We start from the raw sequence: 22,595 nt of genomic DNA, 5'->3' as shown, positions 1-22,595 counted from the left end.
GAGGCGACCCGGCGCCGCGCGGCGGTGCTCGGAGCGGTGGCTGTGGGCTGGCTGCTGCTCGGAGGGCTCCCCGGTCTGGTCGCCGGAGTCCTGGCGGGGCTGATCCTGCGCCACCGGCTCGGACGGTGGGCCGCGCGCGAGGCCGCTACGGACCGGACGGCCGTTCAGGCTGCCCGGCAGCTTCCGCTCGCCGCCGATCTCCTGGCGGCCTGTGTGGAGGCCGGGGCCGACCCGGTGGTCGCCGCCCGTGCGGTGGGAGCGGCACTCGGCGGCCCTCTGGGCGCACGACTCGAACAGGGCGCGGCCGAGGTGCGGCTCGGGGGCGAACCGGCCGGGGCGTGGCGGGGACTGGCCGCCGTGCCGGGGGCGGCGCCGCTCGCCCGGCTCATCGAACGCGCGGGTGAGTCCGGCCTGCCGGCCGCGGCGCCCGCCGCGCGGCTCGCCGCCGAGGCCCGGGCGGCCGGGGACCGGGCTGCCGCGGGACGGGCCCGCAGGGCGGGCGTGCTGGTCACCGGCCCGGTGGGCCTGTGCTTCCTGCCGGCCTTCATCACGGTCGGTGTGCTTCCCGTGGTGATCGGCCTGGCGGGAGGTGCCCTCGGGGCGGGCCCGTGAACGACTCCGCCGCGTGAGTGCGGCGGTCCTTGAAAAGCGAGAAGCGGAACGACGACCTGGAGGTCGAGATGCGGAACATGACACGAGGAGTCCGCCGGATGTGGAACCGGCTGCTGTGCCTGGCCTGCAGGGCCGGGGCTGCCCGCCGGGACGCGGGCATGGTCACTTCGGAGTACGCGATGGGCATCGTGGCGGCGGTGGCGTTCGCCGCCGTGCTGTACAAGGTGGTGACCAGCGGCCAGGTCAACGCCGAACTGCAGGGGCTGGTGAAGAAGGCGCTCGATGGAGGGCCCTGAGGCAGGGCTGCGGGGTCCGGGGCAGGAGGCGCCGTCGCGGCGGGTCCGTCACCAGGAGGGGCAGGAGCACGGGCCGGCCTGCCGGCCCGTGCGCGACCGGCAGAGTGGGATGGTGACCGCGGAGACGGCGGTGACCCTGCCCGTGCTGGTCCTCTTCGGGATGGCGCTGATGTGGGCGTTGACGGCGACCGCCGCGCAGATCCAGTGTGTGGACGCGGCCCGGGCCGGCGCCCGGGCCGCTGCCCGGCAGGACCCTCCGGAGGCGGTGCTCACCGTGGCCCGGCGCGCCGCTCCGGACGGTGCTGTGGTGACCGTCGGCCGCAGCGGCGACATGGTGCGGGTAAGCGTGGTGGCCCGCCCGCCAGGGGCCGGGGCCCTGCCCTTCGAGGTGCGGCACGAGGCGTTCGCGTTCGCCGAGGAAACCGTCGGGTCCGGGCCATGAGATGCCGTGACGACCGGGGATCGGCGACGGTCTGGGCGGGCGGGATCGTGAGCGCACTGTGCGTGGTCTTCGCCGCGGTGCTCGCGATGAGCGAGACGGTGGTGGTGCGGCATCGCGCGGCGGCGGGTGCCGACCTGGCCGCGCTGGCGGCGGCCGGTCCCTGGACGGACGGGGCGGGGGCGGCCTGCGGCCTTGCCGGCCGGGTGGCCCACGAGCAGGAGACGCGGTTGGTCCGGTGCGAGGTGACGGGGGAGGTGGCCGACGTGGTCGTCACGGCCGGGCATGGCCCCTTCACGGCGGAGTCCAGGTCGCGGGCCGGCCCGCCGGGCCGGGAGCCGGGACCCGGGCCTGCACCGAATCCCTCTCCGGGCCCGGAGCCGAACCCGGGCTCGGACCCGGACCCGGAGTCGGAGTCGAACCCAAACCCAAACCCGGCGTCGTACTGGGACCCGAACCCGGAACCCAAGCCGGATCATGGTTCGGGCCCGGGTCGGGACCGGAAACCTGATCCCGGGCCCGCCCGGGAGGCCGCCCTCGGACCGTCGTCCGGAGCCAGTCCAAGGCTGCCCCCGGACGCGTCGCCTCCGTCCAATTTCACGGCACGGAGGGATGCCCCGGCGCGACTCCGTCCCGGAAGCCACCGCTCTGCCGAGCCGCAGGCGGTCGCGGCGTCCACGGTGGACGAGGCGTCAGCCTTCGGACGTCCGTGGCCCGGGGGCCGGAAGGGTTCCAGAGCCGGATTCGCGGCCGGGGACCGGAGCGCCACCCCCGGCCCTCCCAGGTGCGGGCTCCGCGGGCTCGCTCCCGGCCGTCCCCGGGCTCTCCGCAGGGTGGTTCTCGGCCGTTTCCCGGCCAGGCTCCGCGAGGTCATTCCGGCCCTCCTGGCCGGGCGGGAGGCCCCCGGCGGCCTTCGTGGGCCCGGGCTCGGCGGGCGCGCCGCCGGTCGGCGGCGTGAGGTCCTTCTCCGGCGCCCCCCTGAGCAGTTCGGTCAGCAACCGCACCGCCCCGCGCTTGTGCAGAGGTTCGTTGCCGTTGCCGCACTTCGGGGACTGGATGCAGGACGGGCATCCGGCCTCGCACTCGCAGGACGCGATGGCCTCGCGGGTCGCCCGCAGCCACTCCCGGGCCGTGTGGAAGGCGCGCTCGGCGAACCCGGCACCGCCCGGATGGCCGTCGTAGACGAAGACCGTGGGCAGCAGTGTGTCGGGGTGGAGCGGGACGGAGACGCCGCCGATGTCCCAGCGGTCGCAGGTGGCGAACAGGGGCAGCATGCCGATCGAGGCGTGCTCGGCCGCGTGCAGGGCGCCGCCGAGGATCTCGGGCGTGATCCGCGCCGAGTCCAGCTGGTCCTCGGTGACGGTCCACCAGACGGCCCTGGTACGCAGCGTCCTGGGCGGCAGGTCCAGCTTGGACTCGCCCAGCACCTCACCGGTGATCAGCCGACGGCGGAGATAGGAGACCACCTGGTTGGTGACTTCCACCGAGCCGAAGCACAACCGCCCGTCACCCCAGGGAATCTCGGCGTCGGTGGAAAGGACGGAGATGGCCGTGGTGTCCCTGGCGACGGTCGTGTACGGCGGGTCGGACCGTTCGACCAGGGCGACGGACGCCTCAAGGTCGAGCTCCCGGACCAGATAGGTGAGGCCCTGGTGGAGATGGACCGCACCCTCGTGGACGGAGGTGTGGGCGGCCCCGGCGTCGACCGTTCCCAGCAGGCGGCCGGTGCCGGTCTCGACCACCTGGACCGGGCGGCCGTCCCCGCCCCGGATGTCGGCGAGGTCGGCCGCCCGCTCCCGGCGGGTCCAGTGCCAGGCCCTGGCACGACGGCGCAGCAGGCCGGCCGCCTCCAGCTGCGGCATCAGGTCTCCGGTCGCCGGGCCGAAGAGCGCCAGATCCTCGGCGGTCAGCGGAAGCTCGGCCGCGGCGGCGCACAGGTGAGGGGCCAGCACGTACGGGTTGTCGGGGTCGAGGACGGTGGATTCCACCGGACGGTCGAAGAGCGCCTCCGGGTGGTGGACCAGGAACGTGTCCAGCGGATCGTCGCGGGCCACCAGGATCGCCAGCGCCCCCTGACCGGTGCGCCCGGCACGGCCTGCCTGCTGCCAGAGGGAGGCGCGGGTGCCGGGATAGCCGCAGATCACCACGGCGTCGAGGCCGGACACGTCCACGCCGAGCTCCAGTGCGGTGGTCGCGGCGAGTCCCAGCAGCTTCCCGGAGTGGAGCGCGCGCTCCAGCGCGCGCCGTTCCTCCGGCAGATAGCCACCCCGGTATGCCGCGACACGCCCGGCCAGCGAACGATCTTTTTCGGCCAGTCGCTCCTGCGTGATGACCGAGATCAGTTCCGCGCCGCGCCTCGAACGGACGAACGCCACGCTGCGCACGCCCTGCAAGGTGAGGGAGGTGAGCAGGTCGGCCGTCTCGGCGGTGGCGGTGCGGCGGACCGGCGCGCCCTTCTCGCCCTGGAGTTCGGTGAGCGGTGGTTCCCACAGGGCGAACAGCAGCTCGCCGCGGGGCGACGCGTCGTCGGCCACCTCGGTGACCGGCAGACCGGTGAGCCGCCGGGCCGCTGCGGCGGGCTCGGCGGCCGTGGCCGAGGCCAGCAGGAACACGGGGGAGGAGCCGTACCGGGCGCAGAGCCGGCGCAGCCGGCGCAGCACCTGGGCGACGTGCGACCCGAAGACCCCCCGGTAGGTGTGGCACTCGTCGATCACCACGTACCGCAGCGCCCGCAGGAAGGAGGACCAGCGGGGATGGGAGGGCAGGATGCCGCGGTGGAGCATGTCCGGGTTGGTCAGCACGTAGTTGGCGTACTGGCGGACCCATTCCCGCTCCTCGACCGGGGTGTCGCCGTCGTACACGGCCGGGCGCACCTTGGTCCCGAGAGGCCCCGCGAGTTCCCGTACGGCGCGGTGCTGGTCGGCGGCGAGGGCCTTGGTGGGGGCCAGGTACAGCGCGGTGGCGCCCCGGCCGTTGGGCGCCTCGGCGCCGTCCAGCAGGGCGGAGAGCACGGGCACCAGATAGGCCAGCGACTTGCCCGACGCGGTACCGGTGGCGACCACGACCGACTCGCCGTCCAGGGCGTGCTGGGCCACCCGTGCCTGGTGGGCCCAGGGGTGCTCGATGCCGTGCGCCCGGATCGCCGCCAGAACTTCCTCCCGGATCTCGTGCGGCCAGACGGCATGCCGACCCGTCCGAGGGGGCAGGTGCTCCGTATGAGTGATGCGCGCAGCGCGATCCGGACCCCCGGCGAGCCGGTCCAGAATCGTGCCCGGCGAAGGACGGGAAGCAGTGTCCGTCCGGGTTCGACCGGATCGGTGATTCTCAGCCATCGGCACCGAGTGTGTCACCGGCTGGAAGGACAATGGACTCAAGGCGTCGTGCGCGCCTGCCGGTAAGTGATTGAATGCCATCGCGGCTGGCGAACAGTCCCGGGGATTCCGCCAGGTGTCCCGAGGGGCGACCGCTCGATAGCAAGGTGCTGGAGGATCCGTGGACCTGTCCCTGTCGACCCGTACCGTCGGCGATCGCACGGTCGTCGAGGTCGGTGGCGAAATCGACGTATATACCGCGCCCAAGCTGCGCGAGCAGCTGGTCGAGCTGGTGAACGACGGGAGCTTTCACCTCGTCGTCGACATGGAGGGCGTGGACTTCCTCGACTCCACCGGGCTCGGCGTGCTGGTCGGCGGCCTGAAGCGGGTGCGCGCCCATGAGGGCTCGCTCCGTCTGGTGTGCAACCAGGAGCGCATTCTGAAGATTTTCCGGATCACTGGCCTGACCAAGGTCTTCCCGATCCACACGTCGGTCGAGGAAGCGGTAGCGGCCACCGACTGACCAGTGCCGCCCCGGGCCTCGGCCCGGGGCGGACGACCATCGGGAGGGCTGGCCGGTGCGTCGGCATGCCCTCCGGGAAGCAGGACCGTAGTTCCGAGGGGGATGCATGGCCACCGTTGAACTCCTCATCAGCCCGCTGCCGGCGCATGTGCGGACGGCCAGGCTGGTGGCGGCCGCGGTGGCGCGCCGGGCCGGAGTGGACGAGGCGGTTCTCGACGAGGTCCGCCTGGCCGTCGGCGAGGCCTGCTCCCGCGCGGTCGGACTGCACCGCGGCAGTGGCCTCGGCACGCCGGTGCGGATCTCCCTGACCGACGAGGAGAAGCTCTTCTCGATCGAGGTGGCCGACGACGCGCCCCGCTCGACCTCCGTCGACGCGGCGTCCGGCGTTTCTCCGGAGGTGCTCGACGCGGCGGAGACCGAAGAGGACCAGATGGGCCTCGCGGTGATCTCCGGCCTGGTCGACGACCTGCAGGTCAGCGCAGGCTCCGAGGGCGGCCTCATCCGGATGACCTGGCCCACCGCCCGCGCCTGAACCTCTTCGCGCCCGACGGGCGCCGCGACTTGTCCCCCCTCCCCCCCCGCGTCGAGGCGTACCGCCCGTCCGCTCTGCCCGGGCGGACCGCTTTTGCCTGATATGCGCCTTCGTCCCGTTCGTGTGACGCTGCTCTGAAGAGTGTGGCGGCCTTCCGGCCACCGCTTCGAGCTCGGTCCAGGCGTCGAGGAGGCCGAATGGCGGGGCGTTCCCTCATGTCCGGAACCGCCGGAGCCTACGGAACCGCCGGAGCCTACGGGACCGGCGGCGCCGACGGGACCGGCGGCGCCGACGGGGCCAGCGGGACCGGCATGGCGCACTGGGCCGTCGAGGCTGTGCGAGGCTTCCCGTCCGCGCGCGACGACGTGGACCTCGCCGCGGTGCTGACGGACGGCAACCGGGTGATCGTGGCCGTGATCGCGCTGGTGGCGCTGGCCGCCCTGGTGGTGGCCGGGGTGCTGGTGCGCCAAGTACTCGCCGCCGGTGAGGGAACCGAGAGCATGAGGCGGATCGCCGCGGCCGTCCAGGAGGGTGCCAAGGCCTATCTGTCCCGGCAGTTGCGCACTCTCGCCGTCTTCGCCGCCGTGGTCTTCCTGCTGCTGCTCCTGTTGCCCGCGGACGACTGGGGGCAGCGGATCGGCCGGTCGCTGTTCTTCCTGATCGGCGCGGCGTTCTCGGCGGCCACCGGCTACACCGGCATGTGGCTGGCCGTCCGCAGCAACGTCCGCGTCGCGGCCGCCGCCCGTGCCGCGTCCGACGACGACGCCACCACGCCCGACGCGACCCGTGAGGCGATGCGCATCGCCTTCCGGACGGGCGGGGTGGTCGGCATGTTCACGGTGGGCCTCGGACTGCTGGGCGCGGCCTGTGTGGTGCTTGTGTACGCCGCGGACGCGCCAAAGGTGCTGGAGGGCTTCGGTCTGGGCGCCGCCCTGATCGCCATGTTCATGCGGGTCGGCGGCGGTATCTTCACCAAGGCGGCCGACGTCGGTGCCGACCTGGTCGGGAAGGTCGAACAGGGCATCCCGGAGGACGACCCGCGCAACGCGGCCACCATCGCCGACAACGTCGGGGACAACGTGGGCGACTGCGCGGGCATGGCGGCCGATCTCTTCGAGTCCTACGCCGTGACACTGGTCGCCGTGCTGATCCTGGGCAAGGTGGCCTTCGGCGACGCCGGGCTCGCCTTTCCGCTGATGGTCCCGGCGATCGGAGTGGTCACCGCGATGATCGGCATCTTCGCGGTGGTGCCCCGCCGAGCCGACCGCAGCGGCATGAGCGCCATCAACCGGGGCTTCTTCGTCTCGGCGGTGGTCTCGCTCGCCCTCGTCGCGGTCGCGGTGTTCGTGTACCTGCCCTCCTCGTACGCCGAGCTGGACGGGGTGACCGACCAGGCCGTCAGCGGCAAATCCGGCGATCCGCGGGTGCTGGCCCTGGTCGCCGTGGCCATCGGCATCGTGCTGGCCGCGTTGATCCAGCAGCTGACCGGCTACTTCACCGAGACCGGCCGCCGTCCGGTGAGGGACATCGGCCGGACCTCGCTCACCGGCCCGGCCACCGTCATCCTGGCCGGAGTGGCGATCGGCCTGGAGTCCGCCGTCTACACCGCCCTGCTGATCGCCCTCGGCGTGTACGGGGCGTTCCTGCTCGGCGGTTCCTCGGTGATGCTCGCCCTGTTCGCGGTGGCGCTCGCCGGCACCGGACTCCTGACCACGGTCGGGGTGATCGTCGCCATGGACACCTTCGGTCCGGTCTCCGACAACGCCCAGGGCATCGCCGAGATGTCCGGCGACGTGGAGGGGCCGGGCGCCCAGGTCCTGACCGGCCTGGACGCCGTGGGCAACACCACCAAGGCGATCACCAAGGGCATCGCCATCGCCACCGCGGTACTGGCCGCGGCGGCGCTCTTCGGCTCCTACCGGGACGCCGTGATCAACGGGGCGCGGGAGGTGGGCGAGAGGCTTTCGGGCCCTGAGGCGCCGTTGACGCTGATCACCGACATCACCCAGCCCAACAACCTGGTCGGGCTGATCGTGGGTGCCGCGGTGGTGTTCCTCTTCTCCGGCCTGGCCGTCAACGCGGTGTCCCGCTCGGCGGGAGCGGTGGTCTTCGAGGTGCGACGCCAGTTCCGGGAGCGGCCGGGGATCATGAACTACACCGAACAGCCCGAATACGGGCGGGTCGTGGACATCTGCACCCGTGACGCCCTGCGCGAGCTCGCCACGCCCGGGTTGCTGGCGGTGACGGCACCCATCGTCGTCGGCTTCACCCTGGGAGTGGGAGCGCTGGCCGCCTTCCTGGCCGGGGCGATCGGCACGGGCACGCTGATGGCGGTGTTCCTCGCCAACTCCGGTGGCGCCTGGGACAACGCGAAGAAGCTGGTGGAGGACGGGAACTTCGGCGGCAAGGGGAGCGAGGCGCACGAGGCCACCGTCATCGGCGACACCGTGGGAGATCCGTTCAAGGACACCGCCGGTCCGGCCATCAATCCGCTGTTGAAGGTGATGAACCTGGTGGCGCTGCTGATCGCGCCCGCGGTGATCCGACTCGGCTACGGCACCGGCGCCAACACCGTTCTACGGGTGGTGATCGCGCTGCTCGCCCTGGCCGTCGTGGTGGTCGCGGTGTGGATTTCCAGGCGCCGCGGGATCGCCATGGACGACGCCGGCGGGGCCGGTGCGGCGGCCGCCCCCTGACGGAGGACGGTCACCGTTCCCAACGACCACTTGTGCCCTTCTTGTGTGCGAGCTTGCGCGAATGTGGTCGTGAATCTTCTCTCGCTGATGCAAAAGGATTCAATATGTAATAAATCGGATGGTCGGACTCCGTGTGGCCCTGGCCCGGCGTGTAAGTTCCGGGGCCGAGAGCGACGGAAGGGACCGACCGGTGAAGAAGAGGCTCGCGACCGCCCTGGCCGGGGGTGCGGCACTGATGCTGGCGCTGTCCGGTTGCGGTGACGACAACAGCGAAGAGCTCAACGCCTGGGCCAAGAAGGTCTGTGACGGTGTGCAGCCGCAGGCCGCAAGGATTCAGGCCGCCAACGCCTCCATCCAGGAGGAGAGTTCGGACAAGGCCCCGCCCAAGGACGTCAAGGAGACCGATTCCAAGGCCTTCCAGGAGATGTCCGATGCCTACCGCAAGATCGGTTCCGTGATCGACCAGGCCGGCCCGCCTGCGGTGGAGAACGGCGAGAAGAAGCAGCAGGACGCGGTGAAGGAGCTCAACTCCATCGCCGACTCGTACGCGGACCTGAAGAAGCAGGTCGACAAGCTCAAGACCGACGACCAGGCGGAGTTCGCCGACGGCCTCAAGGAAGTCGGCACCCAGCTGCAGAAGCTCAGTGGCAGCGGCAGCGACGCACTCAAGCGGCTGGAGGAGGGCGAGGTCGGCGAGGCCATGCGCGGCCAGGCCAGCTGCAAGGCCGGTACGGGCGAGGGTGCGGGCGACGACGCGAATTCCGGCGCCTGACGCGCTGCCTGTCCGGTCCCGGTCCCGAAGCGAGGCCGGGTCGGTCGTGGGTCCGGCCCCTCCCCGTACCCCACTGCCGACGTTCACCCGCAGAGCTGACCCACCGTCGGGACGGCGCCGTGTTGTCCACAGGCGGCACCGTCGGCGGCCAGGCGCCGTCCACAGGCAGTGCGTCGGCCGGGCGCGAGCGGTGACAATGGGGTGGTGAGCAACGCCAGTCAGTCACCCCAGTCATCGGACAAGCGGCCCTCGGCCCTGTCCGCCCTGCCGGCCGCCGACCGCCCGGACGCCGCGGCGCGTCTGAGGGAAGCCCTGCTCGAGGCGGCCTTCACCGCCGACGGGTTGCTCGACCTGCTCGGTGCCCCGGCCTACGCGGCGCTCGCTCGGGCCGAGGTCGTCCCCGCGCTGCGTGCCACCCGTGGCGACTCGGCGCTGGAGATACTGGTCCGCCTCTTCCTGCTCCAGCAGCCCGTCCCGCGTCGGCGGGCCGCCGAGGTGCTGCCGCTGGAGGACTGCCTCGACGCCGGATGGCTGCGGCCGTCCGGTGGCGATGAGATCGCCGCCACCGTCGACGTCCGCCCGTACGGCGGACCGGGTGGCGAGGACTGGTTCATCGTCTCGGACCTCGGCTGCGCCGTCGGCGGCGCAGGCGGCATCGGCAGCAAGGAGGAGGGCGTGGTGCTCGGCGTCGGCGGCGCCTCCACCACCCTGGCGGGCATCACCGTCCGCACCCCGATGGCCTCCGCCCTGGACCTGGGAACCGGTTCCGGTATCCAGGCCCTGCACGCCACTGGACACGCCACCCGGGTGACGGCCACCGACCTCAACCCCCGCGCCCTGCACATGACGGCGCTGACCCTGGCACTCTCCGGCGCACCCGCCGCCGAACTGTGCGAGGGCTCCCTCTTCGAGCCGCTGCCCGAGCAGGACACGTACGACCTGATCGTCTCCAACCCGCCCTTCGTCATCTCCCCCGGAGCCCGGCTCACCTACCGGGACGGCGGCATGAGCGGCGACGACCTCTGCCGCACCCTGGTCCAGCAGTCCGGTGCCCGGCTGAACGAGGGCGGCTTCGCCCAATTCCTCGCCAACTGGGAGCACGTGGACGGCGAGGACTGGCAGAGCCGGCTGGCGTCCTGGGTGCCGTGGGGATGCGACGCGTGGATCGTCCAGCGCGAGGTCCAGGACATCACCCAGTACGCCGAACTCTGGCTGCGCGACGCCGGGGACCATCAGGGCGACCCGGTCGAGTACCAGGCCCGCTACGACGCCTGGCTGGACGAGTTCGAGGCCCGGGACGTCCGGTCGGTGGGATTCGGCTGGATCACGCTCCGCCGGAGCGCGGCTGCCGAGAGCGATCCCTCCGTCACCATCGAGGAATGGCCGCATCCCGTCGAACAGCCGCTCGGCGATACGGTGCGAGCCCACTTCGACCGGGTCGACTACCTGCGCGGCAACGACGACGCCGCCCTGCTCGCTGCCCACTTCCGGCTGACCGGCGAGGTCGTCCAGGAACAGGTCGGACTGCCCGGTGCGGAGGACCCGGAGCACGTCGTGCTCCGGCAGAACCGCGGCATGCGCCGGGCCACCAAGGTGGACACCGTCGGCGCCGGCTTCGCGGGCGTCTGTGACGGATCGCTCAGTGCCGGCCGGATCCTGGACGCCATCGCCCAGCTGATGGGTGAGGACCCGGTACTCCTGCGGGACCGCACACCCGCGCAGATCAGGCTGCTGATCGAGCAGGGCTTCCTGACCCCGGACTCCTGACGGCGGGGGCGGGGAGCCGTTTGGAGAAGCGGCCGGGCGGGGACGCCGAATCTTGGCGTCGTCGCAGGCCGGGACGGCGGGCACCGCCCGTCCCCCCGGCCGCCTCCGGGCCGGCTCGGGACTCCGGGCGGCAGGAATGACGGTAGTCGGGTTACCGTTCGAGTGGCCGTTGCGGGCTTTTCCCGTTTGACACGGGGGCGGCATGTACCGTCACACTCCGCAGCGTCACCAGACCCGAACCCGGGTGCCGAAGCATCCCGGGGCAGACCCCGCGCCGACCGGAGAGAAGAGCAGAAGTTGTCCCCGACCAGCGAGACCGCACAGGGCGGCCGCCGACTCGTCATCGTCGAGTCGCCTGCCAAGGCGAAGACGATCAAGGGCTACCTCGGCCCTGGCTACATCGTCGAGGCGAGCGTCGGGCACATCCGCGACCTTCCCAACGGCGCCGCGGAGGTGCCCGAGAAGTACACCGGCGAGGTGCGCCGCCTCGGCGTGGACGTCGAGCACGACTTCCAGCCCGTCTACGTGGTCAACGCGGACAAGAAGGCGCAGGTCAAGAAGCTCAAGGACCTCCTGAAGGAGTCCGACGAGCTCTTCCTCGCCACCGATGAGGACCGCGAGGGCGAGGCCATCGCCTGGCACCTCCAGGAGGTGCTCAAGCCCAAGGTCCCGGTCAAGCGGATGGTCTTCCACGAGATCACCAAGGACGCCATCCAGCAGGCCGTGCGCAACCCGCGCGAGCTGAACAAGAAGCTGGTCGACGCGCAGGAGACCCGCCGCATCCTGGACCGTCTCTACGGCTACGAGGTCTCCCCCGTGCTGTGGAAGAAGGTCATGCCGCGCCTGTCGGCCGGCCGTGTCCAGTCCGTCGCGACCCGACTGGTCGTCGAGCGCGAGCGGGAGCGCATCGCCTTCCGTTCCGCCGAGTACTGGGACCTCACCGGCACGTTCTCGCGGGCCTCCGGCTCGGCCGGATCCGGGGACCCGTCCGACCCGTCGACCCTGGTGGCCCGGCTCGCGTCGGTCGACGGCGTGCGCGTCGCCCAGGGTCGTGACTTCGACTCGCGCGGCCAGGCCCGGACCGCCAACGTCCTCCACCTCGACGAGGCGAATGCCCGCGCGCTGGCCGCCGCGCTGGAGAGCACGCGGTTCCAGGTCCGCTCGGTCGAGTCCAAGCCCTACCGCCGCTCGCCGTACGCCCCCTTCCGGACCACGACGCTGCAGCAGGAGGCCAGCCGCAAGCTGGGCTTCGGCGCCAAGGTGACCATGCAGGTGGCCCAGAAGCTGTACGAGAACGGCTTCATCACCTACATGCGTACCGACTCCACGACCCTGTCGGACACGGCGGTCGCCGCCGCCCGCGCGCAGGTGACCCAGCTCTACGGCGCCTCCTACCTGCCGGACAAGCCGCGCACCTACGCCGGCAAGGTCAAGAACGCGCAGGAGGCGCACGAGGCCATCCGTCCCTCGGGCGACCGCTTCCGCACCCCTGCCGAGACGGGCCTCACGGGCGACCAGTTCAAGCTCTACGAGCTGATCTGGAAGCGCACGGTCGCCTCACAGATGAAGGACGCGACCGGAGATTCGGTCACCGTCCGGATCGGCGGCACCGCCTCCGACGGCCGGGACGCCGAGTTCAGCGCCTCCGGCAAGACGATCACGTTCCACGGCTTCATGAAGGCCTACGTGGAAGGCGCGGACGACCCCAACGCCGAGCTCGACGACCGCGAGCGCAGGCTGCCGCAGGTCGCCCAGGGCGACCCGCTGTCCGCCGAGGGGATCACGGTCGACGGCCACTCCACCAAGCCGCCGGCCCGCTACACCGAGGCCTCGCTGGTCAAGGAGCTGGAGGAGCGCGAGATCGGCCGTCCGTCGACCTACGCGTCGATCATCGGCACCATCCTCGACCGCGGGTACGTCTTCAAGAAGGGCACCGCCCTGGTGCCGTCCTTCCTGTCCTTCGCCGTGGTCAACCTGCTGGAGAAGCACTTCGGCCGGCTGGTCGACTACGACTTCACCGCCCGGATGGAGGACGACCTCGACCGCATCGCCCGCGGTGAGGCGGAGGCGGTGCCGTGGCTGCGGCGCTTCTACTTCGGCGAGAGCGGCGGAATGCCCGGCGCGAGCGCCGCCGCCGACGCCGGCAACGGTGACGGCGATCACCTCGGCGGCCTGAAGGAACTGGTCACCGACCTCGGCGCCATCGACGCCCGAGAGGTGTCCTCGTTCCCGGTCGCCGACGACATCGTGCTCCGGGTCGGCAAGTACGGCCCGTACGTGGAGCGCGGCGAGAAGGACACGGAGGGCTACCAGAGCGCCGACATCCCTCCGGACATGGCGCCCGACGAGCTGACCGTCGAGAAGGCCGAGGAACTGCTCGCCCAGCCGCGCGGCGGCCGTGAGCTGGGAATCGACCCCGGGTCCGGTCACCCCGTCGTCGCCAAGGCCGGCCGCTACGGCCCGTACGTCACCGAGGTGCTCCCCGAGGGCACCCCGAAGACCGGCAAGAACGCGGTCAAGCCGCGCACCGCCTCGCTCTTCAAGACGATGTCCCTGGACACCGTCACGCTGGAGGACGCACTCGCGCTCATGTCCCTGCCCCGCGTGGTCGGCAGCGACGCGGAGGGGGTGGAGATCACCGCGCAGAACGGCCGCTACGGCCCGTACCTGAAGAAGGGCACGGACTCGCGGTCCCTCCAGTCCGAGGAGCAGCTCTTCACCATCACGCTCGACGAGGCGCTGGCGATCTACGCCCAGCCCAAGCAGCGTGGCCGGGCCGCCGCCAAGCCGCCGCTGAAGGAACTGGGTGACGACCCCACCAGCGGCAAGCCGGTGGTGGTCAAGGACGGCCGTTTCGGTCCGTACGTCACGGACGGCGAGACCAACGCGACACTGCGGTCCACCGACACGGTCGAGGGGATCACACCGGAGCGCGGCTTCGAATTGCTCGCCGAGAAGCGGGCGAAGGGCCCGGCCAAGAAGACGGCGAAGAAGGCGGCCACCAAGAAGACCACGGCGAAGAAGACCGCCACGAAGGCGACCGCCACCAAGTCGGCGACCAAGGCGACCGCGAAGAAGACGGCCACCAAGACCGCCGCGAAGAAGACGGCTGCCCGGAAGACGACGGCGAAGAAGACGGCGGCCGAGCCGCCCGTCGAGGACTGACCGGCGCGGGACCGGGAATCGAGGGAACTGGGCGAACGGCACGACGCCGTCGGCCCGCCCGACGCGGACCGTCCCCGGACCCGACCCGACCATGCCGGCCCCGGGCCCCGGCCTCCGAACGCCTGCGCAGCGGTGCACGCGTTCGGAGGCCGGGCCCGTGGCGTCGGCGCGTCCCGATAGGCTGAACGCATGACGCGAGCCGAGCAGACAACGGCCCACTCCCCGGTTCCCGACGACGCCCTGGTCGCGGATTCCCGCGAACGCGCCGTCCGGTCCCTGCTGGGCCGACCGCAGCTGAAGCGGCTCTGGAGCGCCCATCTGGTCTCCGGAACCGGTGACCTTCTGGCCCTGCTGGTGCTGGTGCTGCTGGCCCTCCAGGCCGCGGTCGCCGAGAGCGCCTTCGGCGGCGGCTACCGCGGCGTGGCCCTGACCGTCGCCTGCGTGCTGGGCGCACGCGCCCTGTCCACCCTTCTTTTCGGCGCCGTGCTGCTGGGTCCGCTCACCTCGCTCACCTCGGCCGAGGGCCCGCTGGACCGCCGCTGGACCATGGTCGGTGCCGACGGCTTCCGTCTGGTGCTGCTGATCCTCGCCCCGCTGTGGATCGACTGGACCCCGGGCAGCGCGGTCGCCGTACTGCTGGTGACGGTCTTCCTGACCGGCGTCGCCGAACGGCTGTGGACGATCTGCCGCGCCTCCGCCGCGCCCGCGCTGTTGCCGCCCCCGCCCCTGGAGGGCGCCAGCATCCGGCCGCTGCCCGACCACCTCGACGCCCTGCGCCGCCTCTCTCTGCGCACCACCGTCGGAGCCCTGCCGCTGGCCGCCGCCGTGCTGGTGACGGCGACCCTGATCAGCAACCTGATCGGCGCCGGCGTCGCCTGGTTCGCCGAGCACCAGGCCGCTCTCGCCTCGTACGTCGCGGCCGGACTGTTCGCCGCGTCCGTCTCCGTGCTGGTCCAGCTGGAGCTTCCCTCGACCCGCACCCCGCGCGCCCGCTCGCCGCTGGAGGGCCTGCGTCGCCCGCGCACCGGTTCCGGGCCGGACAAGGGCCGCACCGGCGCGATCGCTGTGCTGGTCGTCGCCTGCTCGTCGGTCGCCGCCGCGATCGCCGCGGCCGTCGCCGTCGCCGTGCTGCACGCCAAGGACCTCGGGGGCGGCCCGGTCGCCTTCGGGCTCCTGGTGCTCGCCCTCACCGGCGGGACGGTGGCCGGAGTGCGCCTCGGCCCCAAGGTGCTGCGTTCGTTCTCCCGCCGCCGCCTGCTGGCCCTGGCCCTGACTTTCACCGGCGTCGCGCTGCTGGCCACCGGCCTGGTGCCGGACATGGCGACCATGCTGCTGACCGCCGCCCTCGCGGGCACCGGCGCGGGCGTCGCCGCCAACACCGGCCACACCCTCCTCGACCAGGAGGCCGAGGAGTACCGCCGCCCGCGGCTCACCGACCACCTGCACGCCGTGGTCCGCGCCGTCATCGGCCTGGCCGCGGTGGCCGCCCCCCTGCTGGCCGCCGCGATCGGCCCCCACCGCGTGGAGAGCGGCAAGTTCGTCTTCGCGCACGGCGGCGCCGCCTTCGTGCTGATGCTGGTCGGCGCGCTGCTGCTGCCGGTGGCCGCGCTGGTACTGGCCAAGACCGACGACCGGTCCGGTGTGCCGCTCCGCCACGACCTCCGCGATGCCGTCCGCGGCGACGAGCCCACCGCCGCACCCGCGGCGAACGGTTTCTTCATCGCCCTGGAGGGCGGCGACGGAGCCGGCAAGTCCACCCAGGCCGAGGCGCTCGCCGAGTGGATCCGGGCCAAGGGCCACGAGGTGGTGCTGACCCGGGAGCCGGGCGCCACCCCGGTCGGCAAGCGACTGCGGTCGATCCTGCTGGACGTCTCCAGTGCGGGTCTCTCGCACCGCGCGGAGGCGCTGCTGTACGCCGCCGACCGCGCCGAGCACGTCGACACCGTGGTCCGCCCCGCCCTCGAGCGCGGTGCCGTGGTGATCTCCGACCGCTACATCGACTCCTCCGTCGCCTATCAGGGCGCCGGGCGCGACCTGTCGCCCACCGAGGTCGCCCGTATCTCCCGCTGGGCCACCAACGGACTGGTCCCGCACCTGACCGTCCTGCTGGACGTCTCCCCGGAGACCGCCCGCGAGCGGTTCACCGAGGCCCCCGACCGTCTGGAGTCCGAGCCCGCCGAGTTCCACTCCCGGGTGCGTTCGGGCTTCCTCACGCTGGCCGCGAGCGATCCGGGGCGCTACCTGGTCGTCGACGCCGGACAGGAGCCGGAGGCCGTGACCACGGTCGTCCGGCACCGCCTCGACCAGATGCTGCCGCTCTCCGAGGCCGAGCTGAAGGCCCGCGAGGAGGCCCGCCGCAAGGCCGAGGAGGACGCGCGACGCCGCGCCGAGGAGGAGGCCGCCCGCAAGGCCGAGGAGGAGCGGCTCGAGCGGGAGCGTCAGGAGGAGCTCGCCCGGCTGCGTGCCGAGGAGGAGGAGCGCCAGCGCCGCGAGCTGGAGGAGGCGCAGCGTCGCGAGGCCGAGCGGCAGGCCGAGGAGGCCCGCCGCCGGGAGGCCGAGGCGCGCCGCAAGGCCGAGGAGGAGCGGGCCAGGCTGCTCGCCGAGGAGCAGGCCCGGGCCGCCGAGGAGGCCCGCCGCCGCGAGGAGGAGGCCGAGCGCCGCAACCGTGAGGCGGAGCAGGCCCGGTTGCGCGCCGAGGCCGAGGCGCGGCGGCTGGAGAAGCAGCGGCAGGCGGAGGAAGCGCTGCTCCGGGCCGAGGAGGCCCGCCGTCTGGCGGAGGCGGCGGCGACGGCCGCGGACGCGGCGAAGACCTCGCAGACGATGCGGCTGACCAAGGACCCCGAGCCGGGCGCGGGCCCGGCGCCGGACAAGGACACGGGCCCGCAGGCGCGCGTGAACCTGTCGAAGCCGGCGGAGGACGACGAGCTGACCGTGCCGACGCCGGTGGTCTCCCCGCAGGAGGAGACTGCGGTGATCCCGAGGTTCGCCGAGAACGACGCGACGATGGAGATCCCGCAGGTGTCGCAGCCGGCCGACGAGACGGCGGTGCTGCCGCGGATCGAACAGCCCGACGCGGACGCCACGCGGGAGCTTCCGCAGGTCGGCGCGGAGGGTGAGCCGCGGGGCGGGCGGCAGCGTCCGGACTGGGCCGAGGAGACCCCGCTGGACGACCTGCCCAGCCTCGCCGACGAGCTCCTCGGCCCCTACGACAAGGGCGACGAGGCCGACGGCGACGGCAAGGGCCGCCGGGGCCGTCGCCGCTGACCCGCTGCCGCCGGAGGACGCCGCCTCGCCCGGCGGGACGGCCCGGGCGAGGCGGGTCCGTCCGTGACGGACATGCCCGGGCGAAGCGGTTCGCCTGCGGCGGACACCCGGGCGAGGCGGTTCGCCTGCGGCGGACATGCCCGGGCGGGCCGAGTCCGCCGCCGACCGGCAGTCCGGGGCGCAGCGCACCCGCCGTGATGAGCATGCCAGGGCGAAGGGCACCTCCCGCGGGGACGGTGCACCCGCCGTCGGTCCCGCTGTCCGAGCCGACCCGCACAATGGAGGGCGGCGGCGGTACGAAGTGAACGAAAGGCGGTGCCCATGGCCGTGTGGGACGACCTGGTGGGCCAGGAGCGGGTCATCGCCGAGCTGGACGCCGCGGCCCGTGACGCCGATGCCCTCGTCACCGCCGCGGAGGAGGGCGCGCAGCCCCCGGCCGCGTCCAAGATGACGCACGCCTGGTTGTTCACCGGGCCGCCCGGCGCCGGCCGCGAGGCCGCCGCCCGCGCCTTCGCCGCCGCGCTGCAGTGCGTGAGCCCGGACCGCGCCCTCGGCGGGGCCCCCGGCTGCGGCTTCTGCGACGGCTGCCACACGGCGCTGATCGGTACCCACGCGGACGTGTCCACCGTGGTCGCGACCGGCTCGCAGATCCTCGTCGACGACATGCGCGACACCGTCCGCAAGTCCTACACGGCCCCGGCCGGCGGCCGCTGGCAGGTGATCCTCGTCGAGGACGCCGAGCGGCTGAACGAGAAGTCGGCCAACGCCGTCCTGAAGGCGGTGGAGGAACCCGCCTCCCGCACCGTCTGGATGCTCTGCGCGCCCTCGGTGGACGACGTGCTGCCCACCATCCGCTCCCGCTGCCGCCTGCTGACCCTGCGCACCGCTCCGGTCGAGGCCGTCGCGGACCTGCTGATCCGCCGTGACGGCATCGAGCCGGAGGCCGCCCACGCGGTGGCCCGGGCCACCCAGGGCCACGTCGACCGTGCCCGTCGGCTGGCCGTCGATCCGGCGGCCCGGGAACGCCGGGCCGCCGTGCTCAAGCTGCCGCTGAGGGTGGGCGACGTCGGCGGCGCCCTGCGCGCCGCGCAGGAACTGGTGGACGCGGCGGCAGCCGACGCCAAGGCGCTGGCCGAGGAACTGGATGTCAAGGAGACCGAGGAGCTCAAGGCGGCGCTGGGGGCGTCCCAGGGCGGCCGGCTCCCGCGTGGCACGGCCGGCGTGATGAAGGACCTGGAGGACAAGCAGAAGCGACGCCGCTCCCGCACCCAGCGGGACAGCCTGGACCTGGCCCTGACCGACCTGACCACCTTCTACCGCGACGTCCTCGCCCTCCAGCTCGGCACACGGGTGGCGCTGGCCAACGTGGACGCGGAGGACGCCCTGCAGCGGCTGGCCCGGTCGGGGCCGCCGGAGTCGACCCTGCGGCGGATAGAGGCGATCGCCGCCTGCGGGGACGCCCTGGACCGCAATGTGCCCCCGCTGCTGGCCGTCGAGGCCATGACCATGGCGCTGCGTGACGGTTAGCCCGTCCGGGGCACTTCTGTGGCACTGGGCGTGAGCTTCGCTGCGGAGAGTTACGGTGGCGAGGTGGAGATCAGCCGCATCCCCCGTCCTGCGTCCCGATCCCGGCGGGTCGCGCGCCTCGTCGGGGCCGCGCTCACGGCCTCGGCCCTCCTGCTGACCGCGTGCGCCGCCGGACAGGGAGCGGAGGGCGATCCGGGCGCCGGTCCGCCGCTCGCCGCGCTCCCCGGCGAGGGGGATCCGGAGCTGGCGCGCTTCTACGAGCAGAAGCCCGCCTGGCGAGCCTGCGGTGTGCCCGGTTTCCAGTGCGCGACCGTCCGCGCGCCCCTCGACTACGCGCGGCCCGAGTCCGGCGAGGTGCGGCTGGCGGTGGCGCGGACGAAGGCCACCGGGCCGGGCAGCCGGCTGGGGTCGCTGCTGGTCAATCCGGGCGGCCCCGGAGGTTCCGCCGTCGACTACCTGCAGGGGTACGCGGCGATGGGATACCCCGCAGAGGTGCGCTCCCGGTACGACATGGTCGCCGTCGATCCGCGGGGCGTGGCGCGCAGCGAGCCGGTGACCTGCCTCGACGGTCCGGGGATGGACGAGTACACGAGCACCGACCTCACCCCGGACGAGGACTCGGAGGCGGACTCCCTGGTGGCGGCGTTCTCGTCGTTCGCCGAGGGCTGCGGCGGCCGTTCGGCGGCACTGCTGCGACACGTCTCCACGGTGGAGTCGGCCCGCGACATGGACGTGGTGCGGGCGGCGCTCGGCGACGAGAAACTGCACTACGTCGGAGCGTCCTACGGCACCTTCCTCGGTGCCACCTACGCCGGCCTGTACCCGTCGCGGGTGGGCCGGCTGGTGCTGGACGGCGCGATGGACCCCTCGCTGCCCGCGCGCCGGCTGAACCTGGACCAGACGGCCGGGTTCGAGACCGCCTTCCAGGCCTTCGCCCGCGACTGCGTGCGGCAGCCCGACTGTCCCCTGGGAGGCCGGGGAGCCGGCGTCGACACGGTGGGACTCGAGCTCAAGGAGTTCTTCGGCGGGCTGGACGCCGAGCCGCTGAACGCGGACGATCGCGACGGACGCGAACTCACCGAGTCACTGGCCACCATGGGCGTGATCGCCGCGATGTACGACGAGGGCGCCTGGCCGCAGTTGAGGGACGCGCTGGCCTCGGCCGTGCGGCGGAAGGACGGTGCGGGCCTGTTGGCCCTCTCCGACAGCTACTACGAGCGCGACCCCGAAGGCCGGTACTCCAATCTGATGTTCGCGAACGCGGCCGTGAACTGCCTGGACCTGCCCGGAGCCTTCGCCTCCCCGGACGAGGTCCGTCAGGCGCTGCCCGCGTTCGAGGAGGCGTCCCCGGTCTTCGGCGAGACCATGGCCTGGGCCGCGCTGAACTGCGCCTACTGGCCGGTCGCACCGACCGGGGAGCCCCGCCGCATCGTGGCCGAGGGAGCCGCCCCCATCCTGGTCGTCGGCACCACCCGTGACCCGGCGACGCCCTACGGCTGGGCAGAGGCCCTGGCCGGTCAGCTCTCCTCCGGCCGGCTGCTCACCTATGAGGGTGACGGCCATACCGCCTACGGCCGGGGCAGCGACTGCGTCGACGCCGCGGTCGACGCCTACCTGCTCGGCGGCACCGTCCCTCGGGAGGGGAAGCGCTGCGTCTGACCGGCGGGAACAGCCGTCCCATCGCTGGTTCGGAGCACCTCCGGAAACTGTGTAGACTTACCGTCGTCGCGGATCGCACCATGGTGCGGTCAGCACGTGCCGCTTTAGCTCAGATGGCCAGAGCAACGCACTCGTAATGCGTAGGTCTCGGGTTCGAATCCCGAAAGCGGCTCCGGTGAAACCCCGGTTCGGACACTGTCCGGGCCGGGGTTTTCGCGTTGCCGGCACGACCACGGTGGCGTTGGCCCTGGCGGGTCAGGCCCGGTGCCGTCGCTACTTCGCGTCCGCATAGCACTCCACCACCGCCGTGGTGAACGGGAAGCGGACCGGGGTTTCGCCGAAGGTGAGCCGGGCCGCCTCGGCCGAACTCTCACGGATGGCGGCCGCCACCTGATCGGCCTCCTCGGCCGGGCAGTGCACGATCACCTCGTCGTGCTGGAAGAAGACCAGCTCCGCCGCCAGCCCGTCCAGGCGGCGGCGCAGGGCCGCCAGCAGCAGGAACGCCCAGTCCGCGGCGCTGCCCTGGACCACGAAGTTGCGGGCGAAGCGGCCGCGGGCACGGGATGTGGCCGTCGAGCGTCCCGGACCGGGGTCGCCGTCCTCCTCCTCGGCGAGCGGGATGCCCGCCTCCTCCGCCTCCTCCCGGCCGCCCGCCGGCGGGCAGGTCCGGCCGAGCCAGGTGCGCACCAGGCGCCCCTCCTCGCCGGCACGTGCGGCCTCGTCGACGTGTGCCACGGCGCGCGGGAAGCGGCGGCGCAGCGCCGCGAGGTTCTTCAGGCCGTCGCCGGAGGTCTGGCCGTAGATGGCGCCCAGTACGGCGACCTTGGCCAGGTCGCGGTCGCCGGCGAAGGCACGCTCGGAGACCGCCTGGTAGAGGTCGCTCTCCCGCCCGGCGACCGCCATGAAGGCGGGGTCCCGGGAGATGGCGGCCAGCACCCGCGGTTCCATCTGAGCGGCGTCGGCGACCACCAGCCGCCAGCCGGGGTCGGCGACCACGGCGCGCCGGATCACTTTGGGGATCTGCAGAGCGCCACCGCCATGGGTCACCCAGCGGCCGGTGACCGTGCCTGCGGGCAGGAACTCGGGGCGGAACCGGCCGTCGCGCACCCAGTCCTGGAGCCAGGACCAGCCGTGGGCGACCCAGATCCGGTACAGCCTCTTGTACTCCAGCAGCGGGGGGACGGCGGGGTGGTCGACACCGGCCAACTCGTGGCGGCGGGTGGAGCGGATCCGGATGCCGGCCTGGGCGAACGCCTTCACCACGTCGGCCGGGAGGTCGGGCCGCACCCGGCGCCCGAAGGCGGCGGACACCTCGTCGGCGAGCTCGGCCAGGCGGCGCGGCTCGCCCGCGCCGGGATAGCGCTCGCCGAGGAGGTCCCGCAGCACCGCCCGGTGCACGTCGGCCCGCCAGGGCAGGCCGGTGCGGTTCATTTCGGCCGCGACCAGGGTGCCCGCCGATTCCGCGGCCAGCAGCAGGCCCATCCGGTCGGGGTGTGTGGTGGCGGCCAGCCGGCGCTGCTGCTCCGCGTACACGGCGACCAGGTCGGTCAGCGGCACGTCGACCGGCCCCTCCTCGAACAGAGGAGCCTGCGCCGAGGGGTCGGCGGCCCGCTGTGGGGGGTCCGGCGGCACCGGGCCGCCGACCAGACGGGCCAGCGCGGCCGCGGCGCCGCGGGGCTCGCCGCTTCTGCCCTCGTGGCCCAGCAGCAGCGTCTCGGCGTCCTCCACGTCGTAGCAGCGGTCCACCCGCACACCGGCGGCCAGCAGACGGGGATAGACCTCGGCGGTCGAACGCCACACCCAACGGGTGACGTCCGGGCGGGCCCGTACCGCCTCGGCCGGACCGGGTTCGCGCTGAGCCCGGCCCGAGGGCAGGGCGTCGGGCCCGAGGGGGACGACGTCCACACCGCCACCCTCGGCGGGAGCGAGAGCCCACCGGCCGGTCATGCGGTCGAGTCTGCCAGGCAGGACCGACAATGCCGCCCTTCGTCCACAGCCTGTGGACAACTTTCCGGCAGGTCCGGCCCCCATG

At 73.0% G+C, this 22,595-nt stretch carries 14 protein-coding genes, 1 tRNA gene and 1 pseudogene; 14 read left to right on the top strand and 2 right to left on the bottom strand.

Going from position 1 to position 22,595, the window contains the following annotated elements; all coding sequences use genetic code 11:
- Nucleotides 1-36 precede the first annotated feature (36 nt).
- The 4 genes and pseudogenes from GBN72_RS20790 to GBN72_RS20775 form a co-directional block, all read left to right on the top strand.
- Complete coding sequence (locus GBN72_RS20790; protein WP_439959789.1) at nt 37-612, top strand: type II secretion system F family protein; 576 nt, start codon at nt 37-39, stop codon at nt 610-612.
- 77 nt (nt 613-689) lie between these two features.
- Nucleotides 690-908, top strand: a complete 219-nt coding sequence (locus tag GBN72_RS20785; RefSeq protein WP_164540810.1) for a DUF4244 domain-containing protein — start codon at nt 690-692, stop codon at nt 906-908.
- Nucleotides 909-1,017: 109 nt separating this feature from the next.
- Nucleotides 1,018-1,350, top strand: coding sequence for a TadE family type IV pilus minor pilin (locus tag GBN72_RS20780; protein ID WP_246212711.1), 333 nt, complete (start codon nt 1,018-1,020; stop codon nt 1,348-1,350).
- Nucleotides 1,347-1,613, top strand: a pseudogene (locus GBN72_RS20775) (Rv3654c family TadE-like protein); the annotation flags it as partial. The gene GBN72_RS20780 and the pseudogene GBN72_RS20775, both read left to right, overlap by 4 nt.
- A gap of 426 nt (nt 1,614-2,039) precedes the next feature.
- On the opposite strand, the gene GBN72_RS20770 reads toward GBN72_RS20775, so the two are convergent.
- Nucleotides 2,040-4,760, bottom strand: a complete 2,721-nt coding sequence (locus GBN72_RS20770) for a DEAD/DEAH box helicase (protein ID WP_246212710.1) — start codon at nt 4,758-4,760, stop codon at nt 2,040-2,042.
- 79 nt (nt 4,761-4,839) lie between these two features.
- Between GBN72_RS20770 and bldG the strand changes: the two genes are divergently transcribed.
- From bldG to GBN72_RS20715, 10 genes are all read left to right on the top strand, one after another.
- The gene (gene bldG, locus GBN72_RS20765; protein ID WP_003975386.1) at nt 4,840-5,181 is read left to right on the top strand and encodes an anti-sigma factor antagonist BldG; all 342 of its coding nucleotides are present in this window, start codon (nt 4,840-4,842) and stop codon (nt 5,179-5,181) included.
- A 106-nt stretch (nt 5,182-5,287) separates the two neighbouring features.
- Entirely contained in the window at nt 5,288-5,713 is a 426-nt protein-coding gene (locus tag GBN72_RS20760; protein WP_151773394.1) for an ATP-binding protein, read from the top strand.
- 380 nt (nt 5,714-6,093) lie between these two features.
- Entirely contained in the window at nt 6,094-8,409 is a 2,316-nt protein-coding gene (locus GBN72_RS20750) for a sodium-translocating pyrophosphatase (protein WP_246212774.1), read from the top strand.
- A gap of 190 nt (nt 8,410-8,599) precedes the next feature.
- Nucleotides 8,600-9,181, top strand: a complete 582-nt coding sequence (locus GBN72_RS20745; RefSeq protein ID WP_151773391.1) for a small secreted protein — start codon at nt 8,600-8,602, stop codon at nt 9,179-9,181.
- Between the two features lie 204 nt (nt 9,182-9,385).
- Nucleotides 9,386-10,948 carry a DUF7059 domain-containing protein gene (locus GBN72_RS20740; RefSeq protein WP_246212708.1) on the top strand — a complete coding sequence of 521 codons (1,563 nt, stop codon included), beginning with the start codon at nt 9,386-9,388 and terminating at the stop codon, nt 10,946-10,948.
- Nucleotides 10,949-11,245: 297 nt separating this feature from the next.
- On the top strand, nt 11,246-14,113 hold the full coding sequence (topA, locus tag GBN72_RS20735) for a type I DNA topoisomerase (RefSeq protein WP_151773390.1): 2,868 nt from the start codon (nt 11,246-11,248) through the stop codon (nt 14,111-14,113).
- 189 nt (nt 14,114-14,302) lie between these two features.
- Nucleotides 14,303-17,377: a dTMP kinase gene (gene tmk, locus GBN72_RS20730; RefSeq protein ID WP_151773389.1), complete on the top strand. Its 3,075-nt coding sequence runs from the start codon at nt 14,303-14,305 to the stop codon at nt 17,375-17,377.
- 321 nt (nt 17,378-17,698) lie between these two features.
- Nucleotides 17,699-18,904 (top strand): DNA polymerase III subunit delta', encoded by a 1,206-nt coding sequence (locus GBN72_RS20725; protein WP_151773388.1) that lies wholly within the window; start codon nt 17,699-17,701, stop codon nt 18,902-18,904.
- Nucleotides 18,905-18,982: 78 nt separating this feature from the next.
- The gene (locus GBN72_RS20720) at nt 18,983-20,563 is read left to right on the top strand and encodes an alpha/beta hydrolase (RefSeq protein WP_246212772.1); all 1,581 of its coding nucleotides are present in this window, start codon (nt 18,983-18,985) and stop codon (nt 20,561-20,563) included.
- A gap of 98 nt (nt 20,564-20,661) precedes the next feature.
- Nucleotides 20,662-20,735, top strand: a tRNA-Thr gene (locus GBN72_RS20715).
- 101 nt (nt 20,736-20,836) lie between these two features.
- On the opposite strand, the gene GBN72_RS20710 is transcribed toward GBN72_RS20715, so the two are convergent.
- Nucleotides 20,837-22,510, bottom strand: a complete 1,674-nt coding sequence (locus GBN72_RS20710) for a bifunctional 3'-5' exonuclease/DNA polymerase (protein WP_151773387.1) — start codon at nt 22,508-22,510, stop codon at nt 20,837-20,839.
- Nucleotides 22,511-22,595 lie beyond the last annotated feature (85 nt).

This window comes from Streptomyces abyssomicinicus (assembly GCF_008974245.1).
GTDB classification, from domain to species: Bacteria; Actinomycetota; Actinomycetes; order Streptomycetales; family Streptomycetaceae; genus Streptomyces; species Streptomyces abyssomicinicus.
This window is presented reverse-complemented; position numbering and strand designations above follow the sequence as displayed.

What these genes read in the sequence shown, in the direction of transcription:
- GBN72_RS20785 (WP_164540810.1), top strand. Translation starts at nt 690, where the DNA reads ATGACACGAGGAGTCCGCCGGATGTGGAACCGGCTGCTGTGCCTGGCC.
- GBN72_RS20780 (WP_246212711.1), top strand. Translation starts at nt 1,018, where the DNA reads ATGGTGACCGCGGAGACGGCGGTGACCCTGCCCGTGCTGGTCCTCTTC.
- GBN72_RS20770 (WP_246212710.1), bottom strand. Translation starts at nt 4,760, where the DNA reads ATGGCATTCAATCACTTACCGGCAGGCGCGCACGACGCCTTGAGTCCA.
- GBN72_RS20760 (WP_151773394.1), top strand. Translation starts at nt 5,288, where the DNA reads ATGGCCACCGTTGAACTCCTCATCAGCCCGCTGCCGGCGCATGTGCGG.
- tmk (WP_151773389.1), top strand. Translation starts at nt 14,303, where the DNA reads ATGACGCGAGCCGAGCAGACAACGGCCCACTCCCCGGTTCCCGACGAC.
- GBN72_RS20725 (WP_151773388.1), top strand. Translation starts at nt 17,699, where the DNA reads ATGGCCGTGTGGGACGACCTGGTGGGCCAGGAGCGGGTCATCGCCGAG.
- GBN72_RS20710 (WP_151773387.1), bottom strand. Translation starts at nt 22,510, where the DNA reads ATGACCGGCCGGTGGGCTCTCGCTCCCGCCGAGGGTGGCGGTGTGGAC.